Origin of the sequence: Caballeronia telluris (genome assembly GCF_001544495.1) — a bacterium.
Lineage (GTDB): Bacteria > Pseudomonadota > Gammaproteobacteria > Burkholderiales > Burkholderiaceae > Caballeronia > Caballeronia telluris.
This window is the reverse complement of sequence record NZ_FCNZ02000014.1, coordinates 37,352-58,605: the sequence shown is the minus strand read 5'-3', so window position 1 is coordinate 58,605 and position 21,254 is coordinate 37,352. Positions and strand designations below refer to the sequence as shown.

Here is a 21,254-nt window from a genome sequence, read left to right as displayed (position 1 = left end):
GCGTTCCTACAGCGTGTGCGAGCGGTCGCCGGCCGCGAAGGCGTCGAGCGTCTCGTCGATGCCGCGCGAGAACGCGATCACCTTGAACAGCTCGCCCATCTCCGCTTCCGACAACAGCTTCTGCACCGCGTTGGCCGCCGGCAGATAGCGGCGGGCGTCGGCGGGATCGATGTCGGTGAGGACATCGGTGATGCCCGCATTCATGAGAAAGCGCGCCTGCGACGTGAAGCCGAGCAGGTCCGCGCCCGTGTCTACGCCCGCTTCGGCGATGCCGGTGAATTCCACGTGCGCGGTGATGTCCTGCAAGCCGGGATACAGGAACGGATCGGCGTGCGCGCGATGCCGGTAATGGCACATCAGCGTGCCGCCCGCGCGTTGCGCGTGATAGAACTCGTGACGCGGAAACCCGTAGTCGATGAAAAACGCCGCGCCGCGCGTGAGCATCGCGCAAACCGTCTTCGTGAACGCGAGCGCAGCTTCGTGCGTCTCGGTGACGTATTCGGCGAACGGCTCGTCGTTGACGGCGTCGATGGCGGTGTCGATCGTCGCGACGAGCGGATCGGCGGCGAGCGGCTTGTCGTCGAAGGCGAAACGGCCGTCCAGTTCCACCACGCCGCGTTCGTGCCACGCGCCGAGCTTGCGCACGACAAGACGCACCGGCATCGCATCGAGCACTTCGTTGCCGATCACCACGCCCGCGAATTCCTCCGGAAGCGCATCGAGCCATTTCACCCTCGACGCGAGGACGGGTGCCTCGGCTTCCAGCGTCGCGCTCTGGCGCTCGCGCAATTCGCCCGACAAATCGACGATGGAATAGCTGTCGAACGGGACGTCGAGGTCGGCGAGCGCGTTCAGGAGCCCCGCCGCCAGCTTGCCCGTGCCCGCGCCGAATTCCATCAGGTCGCGCGTGCCGCTTTTCCGTAGCGCTTGCGCAACAGGCCGGGCGAGCGTGGCGGCGAAGAGCGGCGAGAGTTCCGGCGCCGTCACGAAGTCGCTGCCGTCTTCCGCGCGACGGCCGAATTTCATCGCGCCGCCGCTGTAGTAGCCGAGGCCCGGCGCGTACAGCGCGAGTTCCATATAGCGGTCGAAGGGCAGCCAGCCGCCCGCGTCGGCCATGCGCTCGCGAATCAGGGCCGTGAGCGCTTCGGATTGCGCCAGCGCGTCGGCGCCGGGAGCAGGTAAACTGTCGGATTGTCGGGCATTCGGATTCATCCCAGTATTGTAAATGAGCGTTTCTTCTTCAGTTTCCGCGCCCGTTGGGCCCCAGTCGGCCGAGAAGCCGCGCGTCGTGCTCGTCACCGGCGCGGCGAAGCGCATCGGCCGGGGCATCGCGCTCGGTTTTGCGTCGCGCGGCTGGGACGTCGCCGTGCATTTCGGCGAATCGGAGCACGACGCGCGCGAAACGGTCGCGGAAATCGCCGCGCTCGGCCGCCGGGCGGTCGCGCTGCGGGCGGATCTCGCCATCGAGGCGGAGGTCGCCGCGCTCGTGCCGGCCTGCGTCGAGGCGCTCGGCGGCCTGGCTTGCGTGGTGAACTGCGCGTCGCGTTTCGTCGAAGATACCGCGCAGGATTTCGGCTACGCCAGACTGCTGGAAATGACCGCCGTGAACCTCGCCGCGCCGCTGACGCTGGCCCGCGCGCTCTACGAAACGGTGCCGGAAGCGGCCGTCGAGGACGAAAACCAGCGCGGCGTCGTGATCAACGTGCTCGATCAGAAGCTGTACAACATGAATCCGGATTACTTGTCGTACACGCTGACCAAGGCCGCGCTCGACAACGCGACCATCGCGCTAGCGCAGGCGCTCGCGCCGAAACTGCGCGTCGTCGGGCTCGCGCCCGGCCTCACGATGATCTCCGCCGGCCAGACGCCCGCCACGTTCGAAGCGGCGCACCGCGTGACGCCGCTCGGACGGGCGTCGCGGGTCGAAGACGTCGCCGAGGCCGCCTGCTATCTGGCGACGGCGCACGGCGTGACGGGCACGACGCTCGTCGTCGATGGCGGGCAGCATCTCGTGCCGAGCCCGCGCGACGTGATGTTCATCATCGGCAACCCGCATTGAAGACGCACGCACCACCTAACGGAAAACACCATGCTTGCCGCACTTTCGCATCCCCGGCTTGCCGACTGCCGGCGGCTCTTTCTGCGCAATTACGAAGTGCGCATCAACATCGGCGTGCATGACTTCGAAAAGCAGGGCGAGCAGCGCGTCGTGATCAATGTCGAGCTGTTCGTGCCGCTCGCGCTGTCGACGCCTGTCGAGGACAAACTGCGCGAAGTCGTCGACTACGACTTCATGCGCTCGACCATCGCGGAACGCGTGAAGCGCGGCCACATCCATCTGCAGGAAACGCTCTGCGACGACGTCGCGGCCGCGTTGCTGGCGCATCCGCGCGTGCTGGCGGTCGCCGTATCGACGGAAAAGCCCGACGTTTATCCCGACTGTGACGCCGTGGGCGTCGAAGTCTTTCGCATCAAAGAGGAACGAGCATGAACACGCCCGCTCAAGCCGCCCCGCACGCGCACGGAGAGACGCCCGAGCGCGCCGCGCTCACGCGCCGCGAGCAAAAGGAGGCCTACGAGAACAACAAGCTCTTCAAGCGCCTCGCGCGGCAAGTGGGCCAGGCAATCGGCGACTACAACATGATCGAGCAGGGCGACAAGGTGATGGTCTGCCTGTCGGGCGGGAAGGACAGCTACGCCATGCTCGAACTCCTGATGCGACTGCGCGAGCGCGCGCCGATCGACTTCGAGATCGTCGCCGTCAATCTCGACCAGAAGCAGCCAGGTTTTCCGGAGCACGTGCTCCCCGACTATCTGAAGAAGCTCGATATTCCGTTTCATATCGAGAATCAGGACACGTACAGCATCGTCAAGCGGCTGGTGCCCGAGGGCAAGACGACGTGTTCGCTCTGCTCGCGGCTGCGTCGCGGCATCCTGTACCGCGTCGCGGGCGAACTGGGCGCGACGAAGATCGCGCTCGGCCATCATCGCGACGACATCCTGCAGACGCTTTTGCTCAACATGTTCTACGGCGGCAAGCTGAAGGGCATGCCCCCGAAGCTGCAATCCGACGACGGCAAGAACGTCGTGATCCGGCCGCTCGCCTACGTGAAGGAAGCGGATCTCGAGAAATACGCCGATCTGCGCGAATTTCCGATCATTCCGTGCAACCTGTGCGGCAGCCAGCCGAACCTGAAGCGCGCGGAAATGAAAGCGCTGATCCGCGATTGGGACAAGCGTTTTCCGGGGCGCGTCGAGAACATGTTCAATGCGCTCGGCAACGTGGTGCCGTCGCATCTGATGGATCACACGCTGTTTCCGTTCGCCGGCCTCCGGGCGACGGGCGAGGCCGATCCGCAAGGCGACATCGCATTCGACGAGGAACCGTGCGCGAGCGAACCGTCAGGCACGACGAACACCGTTTCAATCGTCCAGTTCGATGACCTTTGACGCACTGCGCAATCCGGTTCCCCGCAAGGCCGCGCGGGCTTCGCACGGCCCTGGCCGCCGCGGCCGCCATGCTATATTGGCCGCCCGATTTTCCTCACATCATTCGACGCGATGAACATAGTCATCCTGGCTGCCGGCATGGGCAAGCGCATGAATTCGGCACTCCCGAAAGTGCTGCACGCGCTGGCCGGCAAACCGCTGCTGTCGCACGTGATCGACACGGCAAGAACGCTCAAGCCGACGCGCCTCGTCGTCGTCGTGGGACATGGCGCCGAGCAGGTCCAGGCCGCCGTCGGCGCGCCGGACGTGCAGTTCGCCGTGCAGGCGCAGCAGCTCGGCACGGGCCACGCGGTGCAGCAGGCGCTGCCGCTCGTCGATCCGTCGGTGCCGACGCTCGTGCTCTACGGCGACGTGCCGCTCACGCGGGCGAGCACGCTCGAACGTCTCGTCGATGCCGCGAGCAACGGCCGCTACGGCGTGCTGACCGTCACGCTCGATGACCCGACGGGTTACGGGCGCATCGTGCGCGATGCGGCGGGCGCCGTGCGCAAGATCGTCGAGCAGAAGGACGCCAGCGCCGACGAACGCGAGATCGCCGAGATCAACACCGGCATCGTCGTCACGCCGACGCAACAGCTCGCGACCTGGCTCGCGTCCCTGAAAAACGACAACGCGCAGGGCGAGTTCTATTTGACCGACGTGGTCGAGCGCGCGCTAGAAGCGGGCGTCGAAGTCGTCACTGCGCAGCCGGACGAGGAGTGGGAAACGCTCGGCGTGAACAGCAAGCAGCAACTCGCCGAACTCGAACGCGTGCACCAGCGCAACGTCGCGAACGCGCTGCTCGTCGCGGGCGTGACGCTGATGGACCCCGCGCGCCTCGACGTGCGCGGCACGCTCCAGTGCGGCCGCGATGTGTCGATCGACGTGAACTGCGTGTTCGAAGGCGAGGTGACACTCGCGGACAACGTGACGATCGGCCCGAACTGCGTGATCCGCGATGCGCGGATCGGCGAAGGCACGCGCGTCGATGCGTTCACGCACATCGAAGGCGGCACGACCGGCGCGAACGTCGTGCTCGGACCGTACGCTCGGCTGCGCCCGGGCGCCGTGCTCGGCGACGAAGCGCATATCGGCAACTTCGTCGAAGTGAAGAACGCGGTGCTCGGGCGCGGCTCGAAGGCGAACCATCTCGCGTATGTCGGCGATTCGGACGTCGGCGCGCGCGTGAATATCGGCGCGGGCACGATCACCTGCAATTACGACGGCGCGAACAAGCATCGCACGGTGATCGAAGACGACGTGTTCGTCGGCTCCGATACGCAACTCGTGGCGCCGGTGCGCATCGGCCGCGGCGTGACTATCGCGGCGGGCACAACGGTGTGGAAGGACGTCGCCGAGGGCGAACTCGTGCTGAACGAAAAGACGCAGGTGAGCCGCCAGGGCTACGTGCGGCCGACCAAGAAAAAAGCCTGAACGCGACTACAGCGTCGGCTCGGAACAAACTTTAGAAGGACGGAAACCATGTGTGGAATCGTCGGCGCGGTCGCGCAACGCAACATCGTCTCGGTGCTGGTGGAAGGCCTGCGCCGGCTTGAATATCGTGGTTACGATTCCTGCGGCGTCGCCGTGCTCGCCGGCGGCGAGCCGAAGCGCGCGCGCAGCGTCGCGCGCGTGTCGGACCTCGACGCGCAAGTGCGCGAAACGCGTCTCGAAGGCGTCACGGGCATCGCGCACACGCGCTGGGCGACGCACGGCGCGCCCGTCACGGACAACGCCCACCCGATCTTTTCGCGCGACGCCGTGGCGCTCGTTCACAACGGCATCATCGAGAACTACGAATCGTTGCGTGAAATGCTGCGCGGCAAGGGCTACGTGTTCGTCTCGCAGACCGATACCGAAGTGATCGCGCACCTGATCCACAGCATGTATCGCGGCGACCTGTTCCAGACCGTTCGCGATGCCGTCAAGCAGTTGCACGGCGCGTATGCGATCGCCGTCGTTCACAAGGATCAGCCGCATACCGTGGTCGGCGCGCGGCAGGGTTCGCCGCTCGTCGTCGGCGTGGGGCAGGGCGAGAACTTCCTGGCATCGGATGCGCTTGCGCTCGCGGGCAGCACCGACCGTTTCGCGTTCCTCGAAGAAGGCGACGTGGTGGAGATCACGCTCGACGGCGTGAAGATCGTCGATCGCGAAGGCATCCACGTCGAGCGCGAAGTGCGCACGGTCGCGGCTTACGGCGGCGCGGTCGAACTTGGACCGTACCGGCATTTCATGCAGAAGGAAATCTTCGAGCAGCCGCGCGCGATCACCGACACCATTCCGCAAGCGGACCAGTTCGATGCATCGCTCTTCGGCGATCGCGCGAGCGACGTGTTCGGCGATATCGACAGCCTGCTGATCCTCGCGTGCGGCACGAGCTATTACTCGGGGCTGACGGCGAAGTACTGGCTCGAATCGGTCGCGAAGATTCCGACGCAGGTGGAGATCGCGAGCGAGTACCGGTATCGCGAGTCGGTGCCGAATCCGAAGGCGCTGGTCGTGGTGATTTCCCAATCGGGCGAAACCGCCGATACGCTCGCGGCGCTCAAGCATGCGCAGTCGCTCGGACACACGCACACGCTCGCGGTGTGCAATGTCGCGACGAGCGCGATGGTGCGGTTGACCGGCATGTCGTTCCTCACGCATGCAGGGACGGAGATCGGCGTGGCATCGACGAAGGCGTTCACGACACAGCTTGCGGGATTGTTCGTATTGGCCGTGACGCTTGGCAAACTGCGCGGACACGTCGATGCCAGGCAGGAAGCCGCGTATCTCGCGCAATTGCGGCATTTGCCGGCCGCGTTGAACAGCGTGCTGGCGCTCGAACCGCAGATCATCGCGTGGGCCGAGGAGTTTGCCCGCAAGGAGAATGCGCTGTTCCTCGGCCGCGGCTTGCACTACCCGATCGCGCTGGAAGGGGCGCTTAAGCTCAAGGAGATTTCGTATATCCACGCGGAAGCGTACCCGGCGGGCGAACTGAAGCACGGGCCGCTGGCGCTGGTGACGGAGGCGATGCCTGTCGTGACGGTGGCGCCCAATGACACGTTGCTGGAGAAGCTCAAGTCGAACATGCAGGAAGTCAGGGCGCGTGGCGGCGAACTGTATGTGTTCGCCGATTCGGATACGCGCATCGTCAGTGAAGACGGGATTCACGTGATCCGCATGCCGGAGCATTATGGGTTGCTGTCGCCTATCCTGCATGTGGTGCCGTTGCAGTTGCTGGCTTATCACACGGCGTGCGCACGGGGGACCGATGTCGACAAGCCGAGGAATCTGGCGAAGTCGGTGACGGTGGAGTAGGCGAATTGAAGTAAGCCACCTCTTCTCACTTTCGATCGAAGCAGCATCACAAAACGGCCACCATTCGGTGGCCGTTTGCATTGGCGCCTTCAGCCATCTCCATGCTGAATGAATCATGTCGGAACGAGTTGCTCGACTCCTGTGCGCAGAATGTGCATAACTTCGAAGCGGTCCCGAAAGCAGGAAAGTTGTCCCAGCCTCGCGCTCATCGTCCCGCGTTTCTACGCAAGTCATTCGGTCTGCAAGATGCTGAGCACAAAGCCGATTCGCCTGTTGTCCACAGAAAACGGGCAGCCTTGTTAACTGTTACTACGTATACATACAGAAGCAGTAAACACCAGTGAGCAGAACATGTATACGCGGTGATCTCGAAAGCATGCCGCAAAAAACGTATGTGCAAGTGGACCAAACGCGAGCGCAAAGTTCGACCATCCCTCGCTCACACCGCCCAACCGAAAACGCACTATAGTGACAAGCACGCACGTCATGGAGGGACTCAGCATGAAACTCAATGCATGCCGCATCACCGCAACGATTCTGATCACCGTCGCGAGCCTTTCGGCATCCGTCGCCTACGCGCAACTCGGCGACCTCTTGAAAAACAACGGCGGCACGACGGGTGCCGCTGGCGGCCTGGGCGGCCTCGGCAGCGCGCTGTCCGGCAGTTCGCTCAGCTCGGGAAGCCTCGGCAATGTCACCGGCATCATCGAATACTGCATGAAGAACAATTACCTGAGCGGCAGCGGAGCGTCGTCGGTGAAGGATTCGCTGATGAGCAAGCTAGGCGGCTCGCCGTCGTCCGATAGCGGGTACACCGACGGCGCGAAAGGCATCCTGAACAGCGGCAGTGGTCAAAAGGTCGACCTGAGCGCCGGCGGTCTGAAGGAGCAAGTCACGAAGCAGGTCTGCGACAAGATCCTCGAGCAAGGCAAGTCGATGTTGTAGGCGTCGCTCACTCGTCGAAAGGCAAGTCCGTCTGACCCTCTGCGCGCATGTCGAACGTATTGAGCGTCATCGCGACGAGCGAGTAGTAGCCGAGCAGCCCGACGAGATTGATCACCGTCACGTGCCCGAACCGCTCGACCGCGCGATCGTACGTGCGGTCGCTCACGCGTCGCGATTCGTATAGCTCGGTCGCGAAGGCATGGATGAGGGCGTCGTCGGCATCGTCGAACGCGGGCGTGCCGCCTTCGCGCAGCGCATCCGCGACAGCCGATGGCACGCCCGCCTTCAGTGCGATCGGATGGTGAATGAACCATTCCGCCTGCGAGCGCCAGCGCGCCGCAGTGACCAGAATCGCGAGTTCCGACAGCCGCAACGGCAGCCCCGTCTCGTAGCGGCAAAACGCGCCGAGCCGCTGCGCATGCTGCGCAAACTCGGGGCTGTGAATCCAGCCGAGAAACGGTCCATTCAGATTCCCGCGCGGACCGCTCAGGATTTCCTTCAACACGGCTTCCTGTTCATCGGTTGCGTGGTCGGCATCGAAGTCGGGAAGGCGCTTGTTCATGTCTTACTCCGTGGTCGTGAGGTGCAGCGCGGCGTCGACGGCATCCCCCAGCCGCTCCACGATGGTCTCGATCTGCCGTTCCGTGCAGATGAACGGCGGCGCCAGAAGCACGTGATCGCCGATACGGCCATCCACCGTCCCGCCCATCGGATACACCATCAGACCGCGCTGCATCGCCTGATTCTTGATGAGCGCGTGCAGCTTGCGCTTCGGGTCGAACGGCGTCTTGCTCGCGCGGTCCTTCACGAGTTCGACGCCGACGAACAAGCCGCGTCCGCGAATGTCGCCGATATGCGGATGATCCGCGTAAACGTTCGCGCAGCAACGAGCGCAACTGTTCGCCGCGCGCCTTCACGTTGTCCAGCAGCCGTTCTTCTTCGATCACGCGTTGCACTTCGAGCGCCGCCGCGCATGCGCTCGCGTGGCCGATGTATGTGTGCCCATGCTGAAAGAAGCCCGAGCCGCCGACGATCGCGTCATAGATCGCGTCGGAGACGAGTGTCGCGCCGGGCCGCGTGCGCAGACGCGCGACGAACAGCTCCCGCAGTTCGTTCCAGCCGGGAAAGCCGAGTTGCTGGGCGAGACGCACGAGCGCGGCGGGCTGGACGCTCGCCCGCTCGGCGACCTTGCGCATCGACGAGACAGCGACCTCGTCGGGATAGTCGAGCAGGAACGCGGCGCCTGCCTGGAATTGCGGGCTCAGCTTGGAAAAGGTGGCGCGGATCGCGACGGCGAGGTCGTCGAAGGAGTGATACACGGTGCCGCCTCATTTGTTTCGACAACAAATGTTACGCAGCGGGCGGAAGAGTTGGCAAGGACAGGTTGATCGCGCCGAAGGCGCTGGCGAATTTCATTTGCGGCCGACCAGATACGTCACGCCGTCCGGACCGTAGCTTTCCGAGTGCGGCGCGTGGGTCGCGAGGTGAAACATGTCGCCCGGCCGGTAGTGCCGTTGTGATTCACCCGCGCGGATCGTCAGATCGCCCGCGACGATCAGCGCCTTGGCTTCGAACGGATGTGCGTGGAGATCCATCGCCAGGTTCGGTTCGCGCGTGACCGTCACGATTTCCTGGAAGCCTTCGCGCGCGAGTTCGGCGAGGAATTCGTCGCGTGTCATGGCGTGAATGGAGGCGAGTTCTTACAACTGAAAAGGAGAATCCGCCGGCGTGAAAACGCCTCGCGGATTCTCCCGATTGCAACCTTCACTGGCCGAAGAAAATGTCGCAGCCCGGGCCGCGCACGCACGGCTTCGATACCATGCCCGCCGCGCTACGTGTCGACGGCGTGCCGCCATAGGCGCTGCTGTCGGCAGGCTGGCCGGGCGCGTTCGCGTCCTGCTGCATGCCGGGCTGGGTCATGGACGATTGCCCGGTCGTATCGGCGCCCTGCATAGGCGGCTGCGCGGTGCGGTAGGTTTCCTGGGCGGAGGCGAGACCGCCCACCGCGACGAGCGATGCGACGACCGCCGTCAATACCAAACGTGATTTCATATCGACTCCTTCATCTATAAGCGCTGATCACATGAGACCCGCACGCGACCGATGGCGGGCTCGTTTTCCGTTCGCAAGGCGCGTGCCGCATCGTCGGACGGCGTGGTCATGCAGAGCGGCTGACGTCGGTTCTGCGCCGGTTTTTTCCGGCGCGCCGAACTGGTTGGACTGATACGCAAATGACGCAGATACGCGAATACGCAGGTGTCGCCCGGACCCGTTGCCGGTGCGAGCAGCGCGGTGCGCCGGCGATCTGGCCGGCGAGGGGACCCGCAAGGTCCGGGACGCGTCCCGAACGCGTCGGGAGCCGCACTGCAATTTCGTTATAGCGTGCGGATGCGGGAATTGACAGCACATTCTCGCGGCGGGGCGCGTCGGCGCTCGACGCGGCACAGTCCTGCCATATTGTCGCCGATGGCCGGCCATTTTTCGACACGGGTTGCCGCATGCTCGTGCGCTTCGAACGCCGGCCGTACCGGCACTAGAATGTCGACTGACCGGGCCTTCATGCACGCTCGAAACCAGAAGGAAGACATCATCATGACCGTCACGATCTACCACAACCCCCAGTGCGGCACGTCGCGCAACACGCTCGCGCTGATCCGCAATGCGGGCATCGAGCCGCAGGTCGTCGAATATCTGACTGCGCCGCCGGATCGCGCCACGCTGACCGCGTTGATCGCGCGCGCGGGCCTCTCGGTGCGCGACGCGCTGCGCGAGAAAGGCACGCCCTACGCCGAACTCGGCCTCGGCGATCCCACGCTCACCGACGACCAGCTGATCGACGCGATGCTCGCTCACCCGATCCTCATCAACCGTCCGTTCGTCGAGACGCCGCTCGGCGTGCGGCTGTGCCGGCCCTCGGAACAGGTGCTGGACATCCTGCCTTCGGCGCAGCGAGGGCCGTTCGCGAAGGAAGACGGCGAAGTCGTCATCGACGACAAAGGGCAGCGCGTGCGCTGAAGCCGCGGTAACGACGCGTTACCTTTCTGCCACTCCTGTTGCACCTGTGTCCGGGCTCGCCCTCTAGACTGCGCACGTGGTCATACATTGCACTCGGTGCAGGGAGAAGCGAGATGAACAAGACAATCCTCGGGGCGGTTCTCGGCTTGACGGTGCTGGCGGCGTCGACGGCGGCGTCGGCGCATGTGGATGTGGCGGTCGGCATCGGCGTGCCGGGTTACTACGCGGCGCCACAGCCGGTGTATGTCGCGCCGCCGCCCGTCGCGGTGGCCTACGGTTACGGCGGCTATGACGACTGGCGCGGCCGTGAGTGGCGCGAGCGCCGCGAATGGCGCGAACGCCACTGGCGTCACGAAGCGCATCGCGAGGAGCGCTGGCGCGAACGTCAGGGCTGGAACTGAGCCCGGCGGATTGGGCGCGATACAGACACGGCGGCGGAGCCTGACGGCCTCGCCGCCGTTTGCATTGGGCGTGACGTTCAAGTTTGCGCCGCGATTGCCGTTATTCCGATGAGCGTGTCTGCACGACGCGCGCGCTGACCATGCCGGGCAGCGCCGCTCACACGACGGTCGCAAGCGGCCGAATCCACCCACCAGCCACGATGTTCAGCCCTGTCAGCATCCTCGTCGTCACCGCACTGTCGAGCATCCTCTCGATCCTGGTGCTGATCTCGCTTCTGCCGAACGCGATAGCGGGCGTGCCGCGCTGGATCTGCGCCAATGTGCTTGCGCTCGTCTCGCTCGTGCTTTTCGCGATGCAGGGCGGATTGCCTCCGGTGCTCGGCATTCTGATGGCTAACCAGTTGCTCGCCGCGACGGTCCTCCTGATCTTCGAAGGCTGCACTCAGTTCTTCGACGCCGGGACGCGGCCTGCGCGCTCGAACGTCGGCTGGCTCGCGTGGCTGGCGGTGCTCGCGGGCATCGCGTATTTCACCTACAAGGCGCCCGATGTGAACATGCGCGTGGTGATCGTGTCGGCGTTTCATGCGGCCTGCGATCTCGCCATCATGGCGCGCGTGCTGATCGCCTGGCCACGCGAGCGTCCGCGCTACAACTACTTCTTTGCGGCGGGCGCGGCGGGACTCGGCGGCATCGGCCATCTGGTGCGCGGCTCGATCTACGTCGCCGCGCCGCCCTCGCAGACGGCACTGCTGCAGCCCGGCGCGATGCAGATCGCGTTTCTGGCGCTCGGCATCCTCGTCTTGCCGTCGCTGTCGATCGGTCTCGTGATGATGGCGCACGACCGCCTCTCGCAGCGTCTGGAGCGTCTCGCCCGTTTCGACGACCTGACCGGCGCGCTCTCGCGCAAGGCGTTTCTGCAACTCGCCGCGGCCCGCCTCGCGCGCCCGGCGCAGGACGGGGCGCGCGAATACGTCGCCGTCATCGACATCGATCATTTCAAGAGCGTGAACGACCGCTACGGTCACGCCGCAGGCGACGAAGTGCTGCGCCACTTCTGCGCGCTCGTGACGGCGCGAATCGGCGAGGCGGCGTTCGGCCGGATCGGCGGCGAAGAGTTCTGCCTGATGCGCGCCGCGCGAACTCGCGCGGAATTCGCGGCGCTCGTCGAAATACTGCGGCAGGCAGTCGAAAGCACGCCGTGCCCGTTGCCGGGCGTGATGCTGCGCTACACGTTCAGCGCGGGAATCGCCTGCCGCTCCGACTCGGAGTCGCTCGCGACGCTGCTCGCGCGCGCCGACGCGCGGCTCTACGCGGCGAAAGTCGGCGGACGCAACCGCGTCGAATCGGAGGCGGCGAGCGTCGCGGCGTGAGAAATCGCCGCCGGAAGCGTCGCGTTCATATTCGTCCAATGCGAATCCGGCGACGCTGTTAGGATTGGGGCTCGAACAAAATTCGAGACGACAATGACGATCGGTCTGGGCCAGCCGGCTTCAAACAGTCTTTCATTCCGAGATCTGATTTTCCCGCACGCCACCGGCGCCAGGCGAACTTGCAGGCGTTTGCCCGCGGCGCTCGGCGCGATGCTGCTCGCCGCTTCCGGCGCGCTCCACGCGCAGGAGATTTCGCTGCTCGGGGGCGTGTCGCGCGGCATCGGTGAGCACACCTATTCGTGGGCGGCCTCCTACGAGGAAGGGCTCGGGGAATACTTCGCCGCGAGCTTCACCTGGATCAACGAAGGCCACGTCACCGGCCACCATCGCGACGGCCAGGTGATCCAGGGCTGGGCGCGCCTGCCGCTCGCCAACCGGCGCGTCGTGCTGTCGGCGGGCATCGGCCCGTACCGCTACTTCGATACGTCCACCGAACAGGACGGCGGCAGTTATTCCGATCTGCACGGCTGGGGCATCGTGTACAGCCTTCGCGCGCAGTACTACTTTGCGAACCGCTGGATCGCGCAATTGCAGTTGAACCGCATTCAGGTGCAACGCGGGCCGAACACGAGCGCCGCGCTGATCGGCGTCGCGTACCAGCTCGACGCGCCGAGCGTGCCCGGCCCGCGCGACTGGGCGCCCGGCCGCTCGACGCGCGTGACCGGCAACGAAGTGACGGCCTTTCTCGGGCAGACGATCGTCAACAGCAACGAGTCGCAGACATCGCTCGCCGCGGCGCTCGAATACCGGCGCGGCCTGATGAAATATCTCGACTGGACGCTCGGCTACCTGCACGAGGGCAACTCGGATCTGGTGCGGCGCGACGGCCTCACGACGCAGCTCTGGGCGACGCGCGCCTTCTTCGACGATCGCATGACGCTCGGCCTCGGCGCGGGCGCGTACTTCGCGGTCAAGCAGCGCTCGAACACCGACGTCACCGGCGACAACGACACCGACGACCGCTTTGCCGGCATCATCTCGATGTCGGCGTCGTACCGGTTCGGCCAGCACTGGACGACACGCGTCACCTGGAACCGCATCGTCACGCGCTACAACCGCGACACCGACGTGATCGTCGCGGGCGTCGGCTACCGGTTCTAGGCTGCGCCGACTGGCGGCAGGCTCAGTCCTCGTCGGGGAGGCTGCGTGCCTCGCGCTCGGCGGGCGGCTTTTGCAGCCATTGCCGATGCAGCGACTTCTCGATCAGGCGACCGATGGTCAGCAGCGCGATCAGGATCACGGTCGCCGCGAGCGCCACGCTCCAGAGCCCGAGACCGCACACGATCCCGACCGCCGCCGTCACCCAGATCGATGCCGCCGTCGTCAGCCCGCGCACGCGGTTCTGGTCCGGATTCTGGATGATCACGCCCGCGCCGAGAAAGCCGATGCCGGTGACGATCCCCTGCACGACGCGCGACACGTCGGCGTTCGCGGAGGGCGCGGCCACCGAAAAACCCATCGCGGACATCGTCGCGAGACACGCGCCGAGCGAGACCAGCCCGAGCGTCTTCATGCCGGTCGGCTTGCCGTGCAGATCGCGGTCGATGCCGATGATGCAGCCGATCGCCACCGCCACGAGCATGCGGATCACGACTTCCATCAGGACGGGAAAAGGGAGCATGGCGGGTTCCGGGTTGATCGGGTGCGGTTCGGTCGCTCAGAACAGCAATTGTCCGTCGAGTTTGACCTCGTTCATCACGAAGAAGGTGCGCACCTGCCGCACGCTCGGCAGGGCGAGGATTTTTTCGCTGTGAAAGACGTTGAACGCGGCCAGATCGCGCACGCGCACTTTCAGGAAATAATCGACGTCGCCCGCGACCAGCACGCATTCGAGCACCTGCGGCAGTTCGCGCGCGGCGCTTTCGAAGAGCGCAAAGCTTTCCTGCGTCGAGCGGTCGAGCACCACGCCGACCAGCACCAGCACCGGCCGCTGAACGGCCGCCGGATCGATGCGCGCGTGCACGCCCTGGATCACGCGCAGGTCGAACAGACGCTTCGTGCGGTTCCAGCACGCAGCCGCGCTCAGGCCGACGAGTTTCGCCAGTTCGGCATTACTCAGCCGGCCGTCGTTCTGAAGGGCGCGGAGGATCTTGCGGTCGGTCGGATCGAGCGGGATGTCCTGGTCGGGCATGATGAAGATCGTTTTGCAAAGAGCGACAATTTCGGAAAGATGATCTGAAACATGCGTCGAATATAAAAATACTACGCCAAACGAGGTTTTTGAACAAAGCACATTCAGCGAACAAATTTCTAGAATGAGATCTCCTTTCGTCGCCTTCCAACAGGAATCTCACGCATGGCACTCGATCTCGAAAAGCGCTTCGGCCGCGTCACGCTCGGCTTTTTTCCCTCGCCGATCCACAAGCTCGAACGGCTGTCGAAGGCGCTCGGCGTTTCGGTGTGGGCGAAGCGCGACGACGTCTCGTCCGGGCTCGCGTTCGGCGGCAACAAGATTCGCAAGCTCGAATGGCTCGCCGCCGACGCCGTGAAGCAGGGCGCCGACACGCTCGTCTCGATCGGCAACATCCAGTCGAATCACACGCGGCAGGTCGCGGCGGTGGCCGCGGTGCTCGGCATGCGCTGCCGGCTCGTGCAGGAGGAGTGGACGCACTGGGAAGACCCGGTGTACGACAAGGTCGGCAACATCCTGCTGTCGCGGCTGATGGGCGCCGAGACGTTGCTGGAGGGCGAAGGCTACTCGACCGAGGTGAAAAAGACCTGGGAGCGCGCGCTCGAACAGGTGCGCCGCGACGGCGGCAAGCCGTATGCGATTCCTGCGGGCGCGTCGGATCATCCGCTGGGCGGCCTCGGCTACGCGAATTTCGCCGACGAACTCGAACGCCAGGAAAACGACCTGGGCGTGTTCTTCGACACCGTCATCACCGCGACCTGCACCGGTTCCACGCAAGGCGGCATGGTCGCGGGCTTCAAGGCGCAGGAACGGCCCCGCCGGCTGATCGGCATCGACACCGCCTGCGACGAAGCGATGACCCGCCGCGCCGTCACGAAGATTGCACGGCAGACGGCGGAACTGATCGGCATCGACAAGCCGATCGACGACGCCGACGTCATCATCGATCCGCGTTTTGCCGGGCCGGACTATGGTTTGCCGGACGAGCAGACGATCGACGCGATCCGCACGGCAGCGCGGCTCGAAGCGATGCTGACCGATCCGGTGTACGAGGGCAAATCCATGGCCGGGCTAATCGCGATGGCGAAGGCGGGCGAAATCGCGCCGGGCGCGAACGTGCTGTATGTGCATCTGGGCGGCGCGCCCGCGCTCAACGCCTATCACAAGGCGTTCGCGTGAGAGGAAGCGTATTTTTTGGCGCGATAACGTGAGAGCTTTTTCACTTTTGACTCAGGAGCCGATTTGAGCCTGCCCACATTCACGATGGTCGACGCCGCGCCCACGCCGGTCGGTCCGTTCTCCCACGCGGCCGAAGCCGACGGCTGGGTGTTCCTGACCGGCCAGATGCCGACCGATCCCGTCGACGATCGCGCGCCGCTGCCGGAAGGCGTCGCCGCGCAGACGCGTCGCGTGATGGACAACCTGATTCTCGTGCTGGCCGGGGTCGGTCTGACGCTCGACCACGTGGTCAGCGTGCGCATCTTCCTCACCGAGTTCAAGCGCGACTACGACGCGATGAACGCCGTCTACAAGTCCTATTTCCTGCCGAAGCCGCTGCCGGCGCGCACCTGCATCGGCGTGACGGGACTGGCGCGCGACGCGCTCGTCGAGATCGATTTCGTCGCCAGGCGACCGTAGGCCGCAGGGCCTTCGATGCTCAGGCGCGGCGCGTCTTCCGCTTCGGCGCGGCGGCGGCATCGACCCAGCGAAAAGTGAGATTGATGCGCTCGCCGCGCGCGGCCGGCTCCTTCGGCACGCGATGAACCCATTCCTGCTGCGTGCGTCCGCGCATCACGAGCAGGCTGCCGTGCGCGAGCGAGAGCGTATGGGTCGCGTGCGTGCGTGCGTGGCGGAACTCGAACGTGCGCGTCGTGCCGAGGCTCACCGACGCGATAACCGGCTCAGGCCCGAGTTCGCGCTCCTTGTCGGCGTGCCAGCCCATGCTGTCCTGGCCGGTGCGGTAGCGGTTGAGCAGCACGCTGTTAAAGCGCGTCTGCGACGCCTCCTCGGCGCGCGCGCGCAACTGCGCGACCGTGGGCGTCCACGGCGCTGGCACATTGCGAATGCCCGAATAGACGTAGACGGCATCCGGCTCGCCCTGCCACGCGGTCAGGCGCGGCAGCGGCACGCGGCCGCCGGGCGTCGTCATCGTGTCCTGCTGCCAGCGGACTTCGTCGATCAAGGCCGCCATCAGATCGGACGCGAGATCGGCGGGAAGCCAGTCCGGCTGCCAGTCGATCTCGGGCTTGGGGATGTCGTCGAAAAGGTCGAACATGGTGCGTCACGCGTGAAGGCGGCCGCGCGCCGCGGCCCGAACTTCACCATAACAGAGGCGGCCACACGAGGTTTGCGCATCCATTTTCCGGCGCGTTTCAGCGCGCTTTCAACCCCGCGCCGACCGGCCGCAAAAGCACGCCCCGCGCGGGCAGACGAATTTACTCGGCCCGAACGCCTGTGCTACAGTCGGCCGGACTTATATCGAAAGTGCGCCGATGCGGGGCGCGCCCATCTGGCAGACCACGATGAACGACATGGACACGACCGGCGCGGACAACCGCACGGGGCTTCGTCGGCGCGTGCTCGTCGTCGACGACAGCGTCGATGCGGCAGAAGCCCTGTCGATGCTGATCGAGACGCTCGGCCACGACGTGCGCGCGGCCTTCGATGGCGCGAGCGCGCTCGCCACCGTCGATGGATTCAGGCCGCAGGTGGTGATTCTCGACATCGGTCTGCCGGACATGGACGGCTTCACGCTCGCGCGCGAACTGCGCCAGCGGGATTCGACGTGCGATGCGCTCCTGATCGCGCTGACCGGCTTCGGCGGCGACGCGGACCGGCAGCGCTCGATCGATGCCGGTTTCGATCATCACCTCGTCAAGCCGGTTTCCTTCACCGAACTGGAAACGCTGATCGCGTAAGCGGCGCTCGTCACTCCACCCGCAGCCGCGCCATATACGGAAGGTGATCCGAGAGCCACGCGGTGTCCTGCGTCGGCGTGATCCATTCGACCGGCTTCATGCCGCGCACGAACATCTTGTCGAGCGCGAGCGCCGGTGAAAATGCCGGAAACGTCCGCCCCGATTCGCCGAGCAGCGTCGCGACTTCATGCATGCCGAGTTCGCCGAAGAGCGGCACGGAATCGTTGCGCCAGTCGTTGAAATCGCCCGCGAGCACGAGCGGGCCGTCCGGCGCCTCTTTCGCGATCCAGTGCGCGATCCAGTTCATCTGACGCAGACGCGCCTGGCGCGTGAGCGCGAGATGCGCGCAGAGCAGGGTGATCGAGCGTCCCGCGAAGGTCGCGCGCGCGACCAGCAGGCCGCGCCGTTCGAAGCGATGCGCCGAGATGTCCCAGCGGCCGGAGAGATCGAGCGGATGCGGCGAGAGGATCGCGTTGCCGTGTCGCCACGACGGCTTGAACACGTTCGGTCCGAGCGCGATCTGAAGTTCGAGCGCCTGCGCGATTTCGGTGGCCTGGCAATGCCAGATGTCGTCGGGCGGGCTGGCGAGCGGATTGCCGAAACCCGTGGCGAGCATCGGCTGGGGCATGCGCCGCGCCATCGCTTCCTGGAGGAAATAGGCATCGGCGTTGGTGGACTGAACCCAGCGCTGCATGGCGCTCCAGGCCTGCAGCCCGAGCGGCGAGCGGCCCTTGTGCAGATTCCAGCTCACCGCGGTGAAATCGGGCGTTTCGTGCGCGGAAGGAAGGCTCGGCGGGAAATGGTCGGGGTTTCGCATGCGTTTCGTGTTGTCGTGCGGCGCGGCGCGGATCGGATCGGTCAGGCCGTCATTGGGCCGCCGCAGTGGTATTCAGGCTGGCACGTACCCGATACGCAAGCGACGGATTCTTTTCGACGATCTGCCAGTTCGACCATTCTCCGGGCTTGAGCACGAGCCCCGGATGCGACGCGTTCACGACGCGCGGCTGCGGCGGCAGCTTGCAACCCTGCACGGTGGCGCGCGACGCGTCGTCCTGGAGCGTTTCCTGGGCTTCGATCGAAAGCGTGATGTCGTCCGGGCCCGCGTGGGTCGGCGAGACCGTGAGGGTGCGTTGCAGGTCGATGTCGCCGGCCGGCTTGTCGGCGCAGCCTACGTTGTTCTTCACGACGTTGTGATGCGTATCGGTGCGCGCCTGGCCGACGTTGGTGGTCGCGGAGAACGAGTCTATCTGCTGGCCGTCGCTCAGGACCTGAAGCTCCCACGCCACCGGCTGCGACGTGCTCTGCGCGTGGGCGGCGAGCGTCAGAGCGAGCGATGCGCCGGCGAGAAGCAGGGTCGGCAGACGGATGGCGCGCGGGTTCAGCATCGAAAGTCTTCTCCTGGAGAGCGGGCATGCGCGCGGTTTTTGCCCGCGCGGCCCGTGGTCGGGAACGTATTTGTGACACCGCGGGCGTCGGCGGGTTCAGCCGGAGGCTGCTTTGCGTGCGTCGTCCTCTATTTGGGTCCGGATGCGCGCATTGCAATTCGCCGACGGCGCTTCGCCTTTCGGGAGCACGATCTGCACCCGGGGACGGGCGGTTCGATCCGCGTCGAGACGTGTCGATGATACTAGCGCTTGGGGCTGGGCGCTTTCTCCATACTTTATGACGTTGTTGGGGGATATTTATCGCGAGTGAGCGGGTCTATGCGGGCATGCCAAAACGTTCGACCAACCGATCAGAAAGGAAAATAACCTGTCGTTAGGTTTATACTCGCTATGCCAAAGCTATTTCGGACGCAAGGATACAAGTTAGTCATTTTTACGTTGGACCATCGACCCGCGCACGTCCACGCGATCGGCCCCGAGGGCGGTCTACGAACTGAACTGCCCGTCGGGACCCGTGGTCGTCAGGGAAATCCAGGGCAGGATTGGGCTCGCGACGGTTCGAAAAATCGCGCGATTCGTCGAAACCGAGATACGCGTTCTCTGCGAGCATTGGAGAAGCATTCATGGCAAACACTAAAGAGGAGCGCGAGCAATACGAGCGCGCTGTTCAGGCCGGCAAGGCGCTCGGCCCGCGTGTCGCCGCCGCGCGCTACCGACGTGCGAGCGCGAAGCTCGAAATCGACTACGACAATGGCGTCACGCTCGGCGTGCCGGTCGCGATCATCCAAGAGTTTGATTTGCTGCCCGCCCCGCCAGGCACGGCAGATCTCTCCCACATCGAAATCTGGGGAGATGGCTACGACTTGCATTTTCCTCGGCTGGACCTGTCCATCTATGCGCCGGCGCTTCTGAAAGGCGTCTTCGGAACGCGCGCATGGCAGCGCGACCTCGCCCGCGCAATGGGCTCGATCACCTCTCCCGCCAAGGCGGCCGCTTCGCGGGAAAACGGAAAGAAAGGCGGCAGGCCACGCAAGCATGCTGTTCCGGCTCAGGCCGCGTAACCTTCTGCCCACGGCCGGTCGTTCCCCCCCACAATTAGCAGCAAACCCCTCCGACTGCTCGCTTGCGCCGCCTTTTGTCGTCGATACACTGGCCTCATCGACTACAGAAACGACGGGGTGTGACATGACGACAGCCGTGGTCAAACAGGAACTCGCGGTCGCATCGTTCAGCAAGGTCTACAGTCTCGACGACGTCGAGACCGCGCTCAACGATCTCTCCGACGGCGCCAGCGAAGCGCTGCGCGCCACTTACGAAAAGATGCTCAAGGTCGGCAACCTGCGCTTTTGCGTGAAGCCGAACCGCATGCCGTCGATCGACGATCTCGTCGCCAATCTGCCGAATTTCGAGGAACCGCTCGCCGACATCCGCAAGCAGATCGCGCTCTGCCTCGAAACCGACGACCGCCTCGAACTCATGCCGATGCTGCTCCTCGGCGACCCCGGCATCGGCAAGACGCATTTCGCGAAACAGCTCGCGCGTCTGCTCGGCACGACCTGCCACTACGTCGCGATGAGTTCGCTCACGGCCGGCTGGATCTTGTCGGGCGCGTCGTCGCAATGGCGCAACGCCAAGCCGGGCAAGGTCTTCGACGCGCTCGTCAACGGCAGCTACGCGAACCCCGTCATGACCGTCGACGAAATCGACAAGGCCACCGGCGACGCGCAATACGATCCGCTCGGCGCGCTTTACGCGCTGCTGGAACACGATACGGCGCAATGTTTCATCGACGAATTCGCCGAAGTGCCGATCAACGCGGGCAACGTCGTGTGGATCGCGACCGCGAACGACGCCCGCGCGATCCCCGAGCCGCTCTTGAACCGCATGAACGTCTATGAAATCCCGCCACCCGATCGCGACGGCGCGCGCCGCATCGCGCAGGCGATCTACGACGAGATCCGCAACGCGCACGCGTGGGGACGGCGCTTCCCGGAAACGCTCGGCGATGCCCCGCTCGACGCGCTCACGAAGGCGTCGCCGCGCGCGATGCGCCGGGCGATGCTCAACGCGTTCGGCAACGCGCGCATCGGCGGGCGGCATCACGTCGAAGCCGGCGACATCCAGATCGACCCGCACTCGCGTAAGAAAGCGATTGGCTTCTGAAAGGGCGCGATTTTTAAAACTTGCCAAAAAGGCCGTCAAAAACCGATTTTTCTGGCTCGAAACCCTTTAATTCTTGC

The 21,254-nt window shown here is 65.0% G+C and carries 24 protein-coding genes and 2 pseudogenes; 15 read left to right on the top strand and 11 right to left on the bottom strand.

Annotated elements, in window-relative coordinates; translation table 11 throughout:
- Positions 1 to 6: 6 nt before the first annotated feature.
- Positions 7 to 1,212, bottom strand: coding sequence for a class I SAM-dependent methyltransferase (locus AWB66_RS18855; RefSeq protein ID WP_087631700.1), 1,206 nt, complete (start codon positions 1,210 to 1,212; stop codon positions 7 to 9).
- A 13-nt stretch (positions 1,213 to 1,225) separates the two neighbouring features.
- Between AWB66_RS18855 and AWB66_RS18850 the strand changes: the two genes are divergently transcribed.
- The 6 genes from AWB66_RS18850 (at position 1,226) to AWB66_RS18825 (ending at position 7,734) form a co-directional block, all read left to right on the top strand.
- Positions 1,226 to 2,059 (top strand): SDR family oxidoreductase, encoded by an 834-nt coding sequence (locus AWB66_RS18850; RefSeq protein WP_087631699.1) that lies wholly within the window; start codon positions 1,226 to 1,228, stop codon positions 2,057 to 2,059.
- A gap of 30 nt (positions 2,060 to 2,089) precedes the next feature.
- On the top strand, positions 2,090 to 2,491 hold the full coding sequence (locus AWB66_RS18845) for a dihydroneopterin aldolase (RefSeq protein WP_062631897.1): 402 nt from the start codon (positions 2,090 to 2,092) through the stop codon (positions 2,489 to 2,491).
- The gene (ttcA, locus tag AWB66_RS18840; RefSeq protein WP_087631698.1) at positions 2,488 to 3,450 is read left to right on the top strand and encodes a tRNA 2-thiocytidine(32) synthetase TtcA; all 963 of its coding nucleotides are present in this window, start codon (positions 2,488 to 2,490) and stop codon (positions 3,448 to 3,450) included. The genes AWB66_RS18845 and ttcA overlap by 4 nt, the downstream gene beginning before the upstream one ends.
- Positions 3,451 to 3,561: 111 nt before the next feature.
- Positions 3,562 to 4,923: a bifunctional UDP-N-acetylglucosamine diphosphorylase/glucosamine-1-phosphate N-acetyltransferase GlmU gene (glmU, locus tag AWB66_RS18835; protein WP_087631697.1), complete on the top strand. Its 1,362-nt coding sequence runs from the start codon at positions 3,562 to 3,564 to the stop codon at positions 4,921 to 4,923.
- 48 nt (positions 4,924 to 4,971) lie between these two features.
- Entirely contained in the window at positions 4,972 to 6,789 is a 1,818-nt protein-coding gene (gene glmS, locus AWB66_RS18830) for a glutamine--fructose-6-phosphate transaminase (isomerizing) (RefSeq protein ID WP_087631696.1), read from the top strand.
- A 501-nt stretch (positions 6,790 to 7,290) separates the two neighbouring features.
- Positions 7,291 to 7,734: a DUF2501 domain-containing protein gene (locus AWB66_RS18825; protein WP_087631695.1), complete on the top strand. Its 444-nt coding sequence runs from the start codon at positions 7,291 to 7,293 to the stop codon at positions 7,732 to 7,734.
- Positions 7,735 to 7,741: 7 nt separating this feature from the next.
- Here the strand turns inward: AWB66_RS18825 and AWB66_RS18820 are convergent, their stop codons facing one another.
- The 5 genes and pseudogenes from AWB66_RS18820 to AWB66_RS18805 all read right to left on the bottom strand — a co-directional run bounded on the left by AWB66_RS18820 (position 7,742) and on the right by AWB66_RS18805 (position 9,786).
- Positions 7,742 to 8,296 carry a carboxymuconolactone decarboxylase family protein gene (locus AWB66_RS18820; RefSeq protein WP_087631694.1) on the bottom strand — a complete coding sequence of 185 codons (555 nt, stop codon included), beginning with the start codon at positions 8,294 to 8,296 and terminating at the stop codon, positions 7,742 to 7,744.
- Positions 8,297 to 8,299: 3 nt separating this feature from the next.
- Positions 8,300 to 8,804, bottom strand: a pseudogene (locus AWB66_RS18815) (aminotransferase class III-fold pyridoxal phosphate-dependent enzyme); the annotation flags it as partial.
- Positions 8,805 to 9,053: pseudogene (locus AWB66_RS34060) on the bottom strand (MurR/RpiR family transcriptional regulator); the annotation flags it as partial. It lies immediately after the preceding pseudogene.
- Between the two features lie 93 nt (positions 9,054 to 9,146).
- Positions 9,147 to 9,413, bottom strand: coding sequence for a cupin domain-containing protein (locus AWB66_RS18810; protein ID WP_087631693.1), 267 nt, complete (start codon positions 9,411 to 9,413; stop codon positions 9,147 to 9,149).
- Between the two features lie 85 nt (positions 9,414 to 9,498).
- Positions 9,499 to 9,786, bottom strand: coding sequence for a hypothetical protein (locus AWB66_RS18805; RefSeq protein WP_125469748.1), 288 nt, complete (start codon positions 9,784 to 9,786; stop codon positions 9,499 to 9,501).
- Positions 9,787 to 10,326: 540 nt separating this feature from the next.
- Between AWB66_RS18805 and arsC the strand changes: the two genes are divergently transcribed.
- From arsC to AWB66_RS18785, 4 genes are all read left to right on the top strand, one after another.
- Entirely contained in the window at positions 10,327 to 10,749 is a 423-nt protein-coding gene (gene arsC, locus AWB66_RS18800; protein ID WP_087631691.1) for an arsenate reductase (glutaredoxin), read from the top strand.
- Positions 10,750 to 10,862: 113 nt separating this feature from the next.
- Positions 10,863 to 11,150, top strand: a complete 288-nt coding sequence (locus AWB66_RS18795) for a hypothetical protein (protein ID WP_087631690.1) — start codon at positions 10,863 to 10,865, stop codon at positions 11,148 to 11,150.
- A 200-nt stretch (positions 11,151 to 11,350) separates the two neighbouring features.
- The gene (locus AWB66_RS18790) at positions 11,351 to 12,520 is read left to right on the top strand and encodes a GGDEF domain-containing protein (protein ID WP_087631689.1); all 1,170 of its coding nucleotides are present in this window, start codon (positions 11,351 to 11,353) and stop codon (positions 12,518 to 12,520) included.
- A 210-nt stretch (positions 12,521 to 12,730) separates the two neighbouring features.
- Positions 12,731 to 13,681 (top strand): hypothetical protein, encoded by a 951-nt coding sequence (locus AWB66_RS18785; protein ID WP_200819021.1) that lies wholly within the window; start codon positions 12,731 to 12,733, stop codon positions 13,679 to 13,681.
- 22 nt (positions 13,682 to 13,703) lie between these two features.
- Here AWB66_RS18785 and AWB66_RS18780 read toward each other — a convergent pair whose 3' ends face one another.
- Both AWB66_RS18780 and AWB66_RS18775 read right to left on the bottom strand, forming a co-directional pair.
- The gene (locus tag AWB66_RS18780) at positions 13,704 to 14,201 is read right to left on the bottom strand and encodes an MgtC/SapB family protein (protein ID WP_235021166.1); all 498 of its coding nucleotides are present in this window, start codon (positions 14,199 to 14,201) and stop codon (positions 13,704 to 13,706) included.
- Positions 14,202 to 14,237: 36 nt separating this feature from the next.
- A complete protein-coding gene (locus tag AWB66_RS18775) occupies positions 14,238 to 14,711 on the bottom strand; it encodes an Lrp/AsnC family transcriptional regulator (RefSeq protein WP_087631688.1) in 474 nt (157 codons plus the stop codon).
- Between the two features lie 165 nt (positions 14,712 to 14,876).
- Between AWB66_RS18775 and AWB66_RS18770 the strand changes: the two genes are divergently transcribed.
- Positions 14,877 to 15,890 carry a 1-aminocyclopropane-1-carboxylate deaminase gene (locus AWB66_RS18770; RefSeq protein WP_087631687.1) on the top strand — a complete coding sequence of 338 codons (1,014 nt, stop codon included), beginning with the start codon at positions 14,877 to 14,879 and terminating at the stop codon, positions 15,888 to 15,890.
- Positions 15,891 to 15,974: 84 nt separating this feature from the next.
- Positions 15,975 to 16,349, top strand: coding sequence for a RidA family protein (locus AWB66_RS18765; RefSeq protein ID WP_407642298.1), 375 nt, complete (start codon positions 15,975 to 15,977; stop codon positions 16,347 to 16,349).
- 19 nt (positions 16,350 to 16,368) lie between these two features.
- Here the strand turns inward: AWB66_RS18765 and AWB66_RS18760 are convergent, their stop codons facing one another.
- Entirely contained in the window at positions 16,369 to 16,986 is a 618-nt protein-coding gene (locus AWB66_RS18760; protein ID WP_087631685.1) for an alpha-ketoglutarate-dependent dioxygenase AlkB family protein, read from the bottom strand.
- A gap of 217 nt (positions 16,987 to 17,203) precedes the next feature.
- On the opposite strand from AWB66_RS18760, the gene AWB66_RS18755 reads away from it, so the two are divergent.
- The gene (locus tag AWB66_RS18755) at positions 17,204 to 17,629 is read left to right on the top strand and encodes a response regulator (protein WP_235021165.1); all 426 of its coding nucleotides are present in this window, start codon (positions 17,204 to 17,206) and stop codon (positions 17,627 to 17,629) included.
- Between the two features lie 10 nt (positions 17,630 to 17,639).
- On the opposite strand, the gene AWB66_RS18750 is transcribed toward AWB66_RS18755, so the two are convergent.
- Complete coding sequence (locus AWB66_RS18750) at positions 17,640 to 18,446, bottom strand: endonuclease/exonuclease/phosphatase family protein (RefSeq protein ID WP_087631684.1); 807 nt, start codon at positions 18,444 to 18,446, stop codon at positions 17,640 to 17,642.
- A 49-nt stretch (positions 18,447 to 18,495) separates the two neighbouring features.
- Positions 18,496 to 19,014, bottom strand: a complete 519-nt coding sequence (locus AWB66_RS18745; RefSeq protein ID WP_235021164.1) for a hypothetical protein — start codon at positions 19,012 to 19,014, stop codon at positions 18,496 to 18,498.
- A gap of 623 nt (positions 19,015 to 19,637) precedes the next feature.
- On the opposite strand from AWB66_RS18745, the gene AWB66_RS18740 reads away from it, so the two are divergent.
- Both AWB66_RS18740 and AWB66_RS18735 read left to right on the top strand, forming a co-directional pair.
- Complete coding sequence (locus tag AWB66_RS18740; protein ID WP_087631683.1) at positions 19,638 to 20,075, top strand: DUF2442 domain-containing protein; 438 nt, start codon at positions 19,638 to 19,640, stop codon at positions 20,073 to 20,075.
- 124 nt (positions 20,076 to 20,199) lie between these two features.
- Positions 20,200 to 21,177 (top strand): AAA family ATPase, encoded by a 978-nt coding sequence (locus AWB66_RS18735; protein WP_087631682.1) that lies wholly within the window; start codon positions 20,200 to 20,202, stop codon positions 21,175 to 21,177.
- Positions 21,178 to 21,254: the final 77 nt, after the last annotated feature.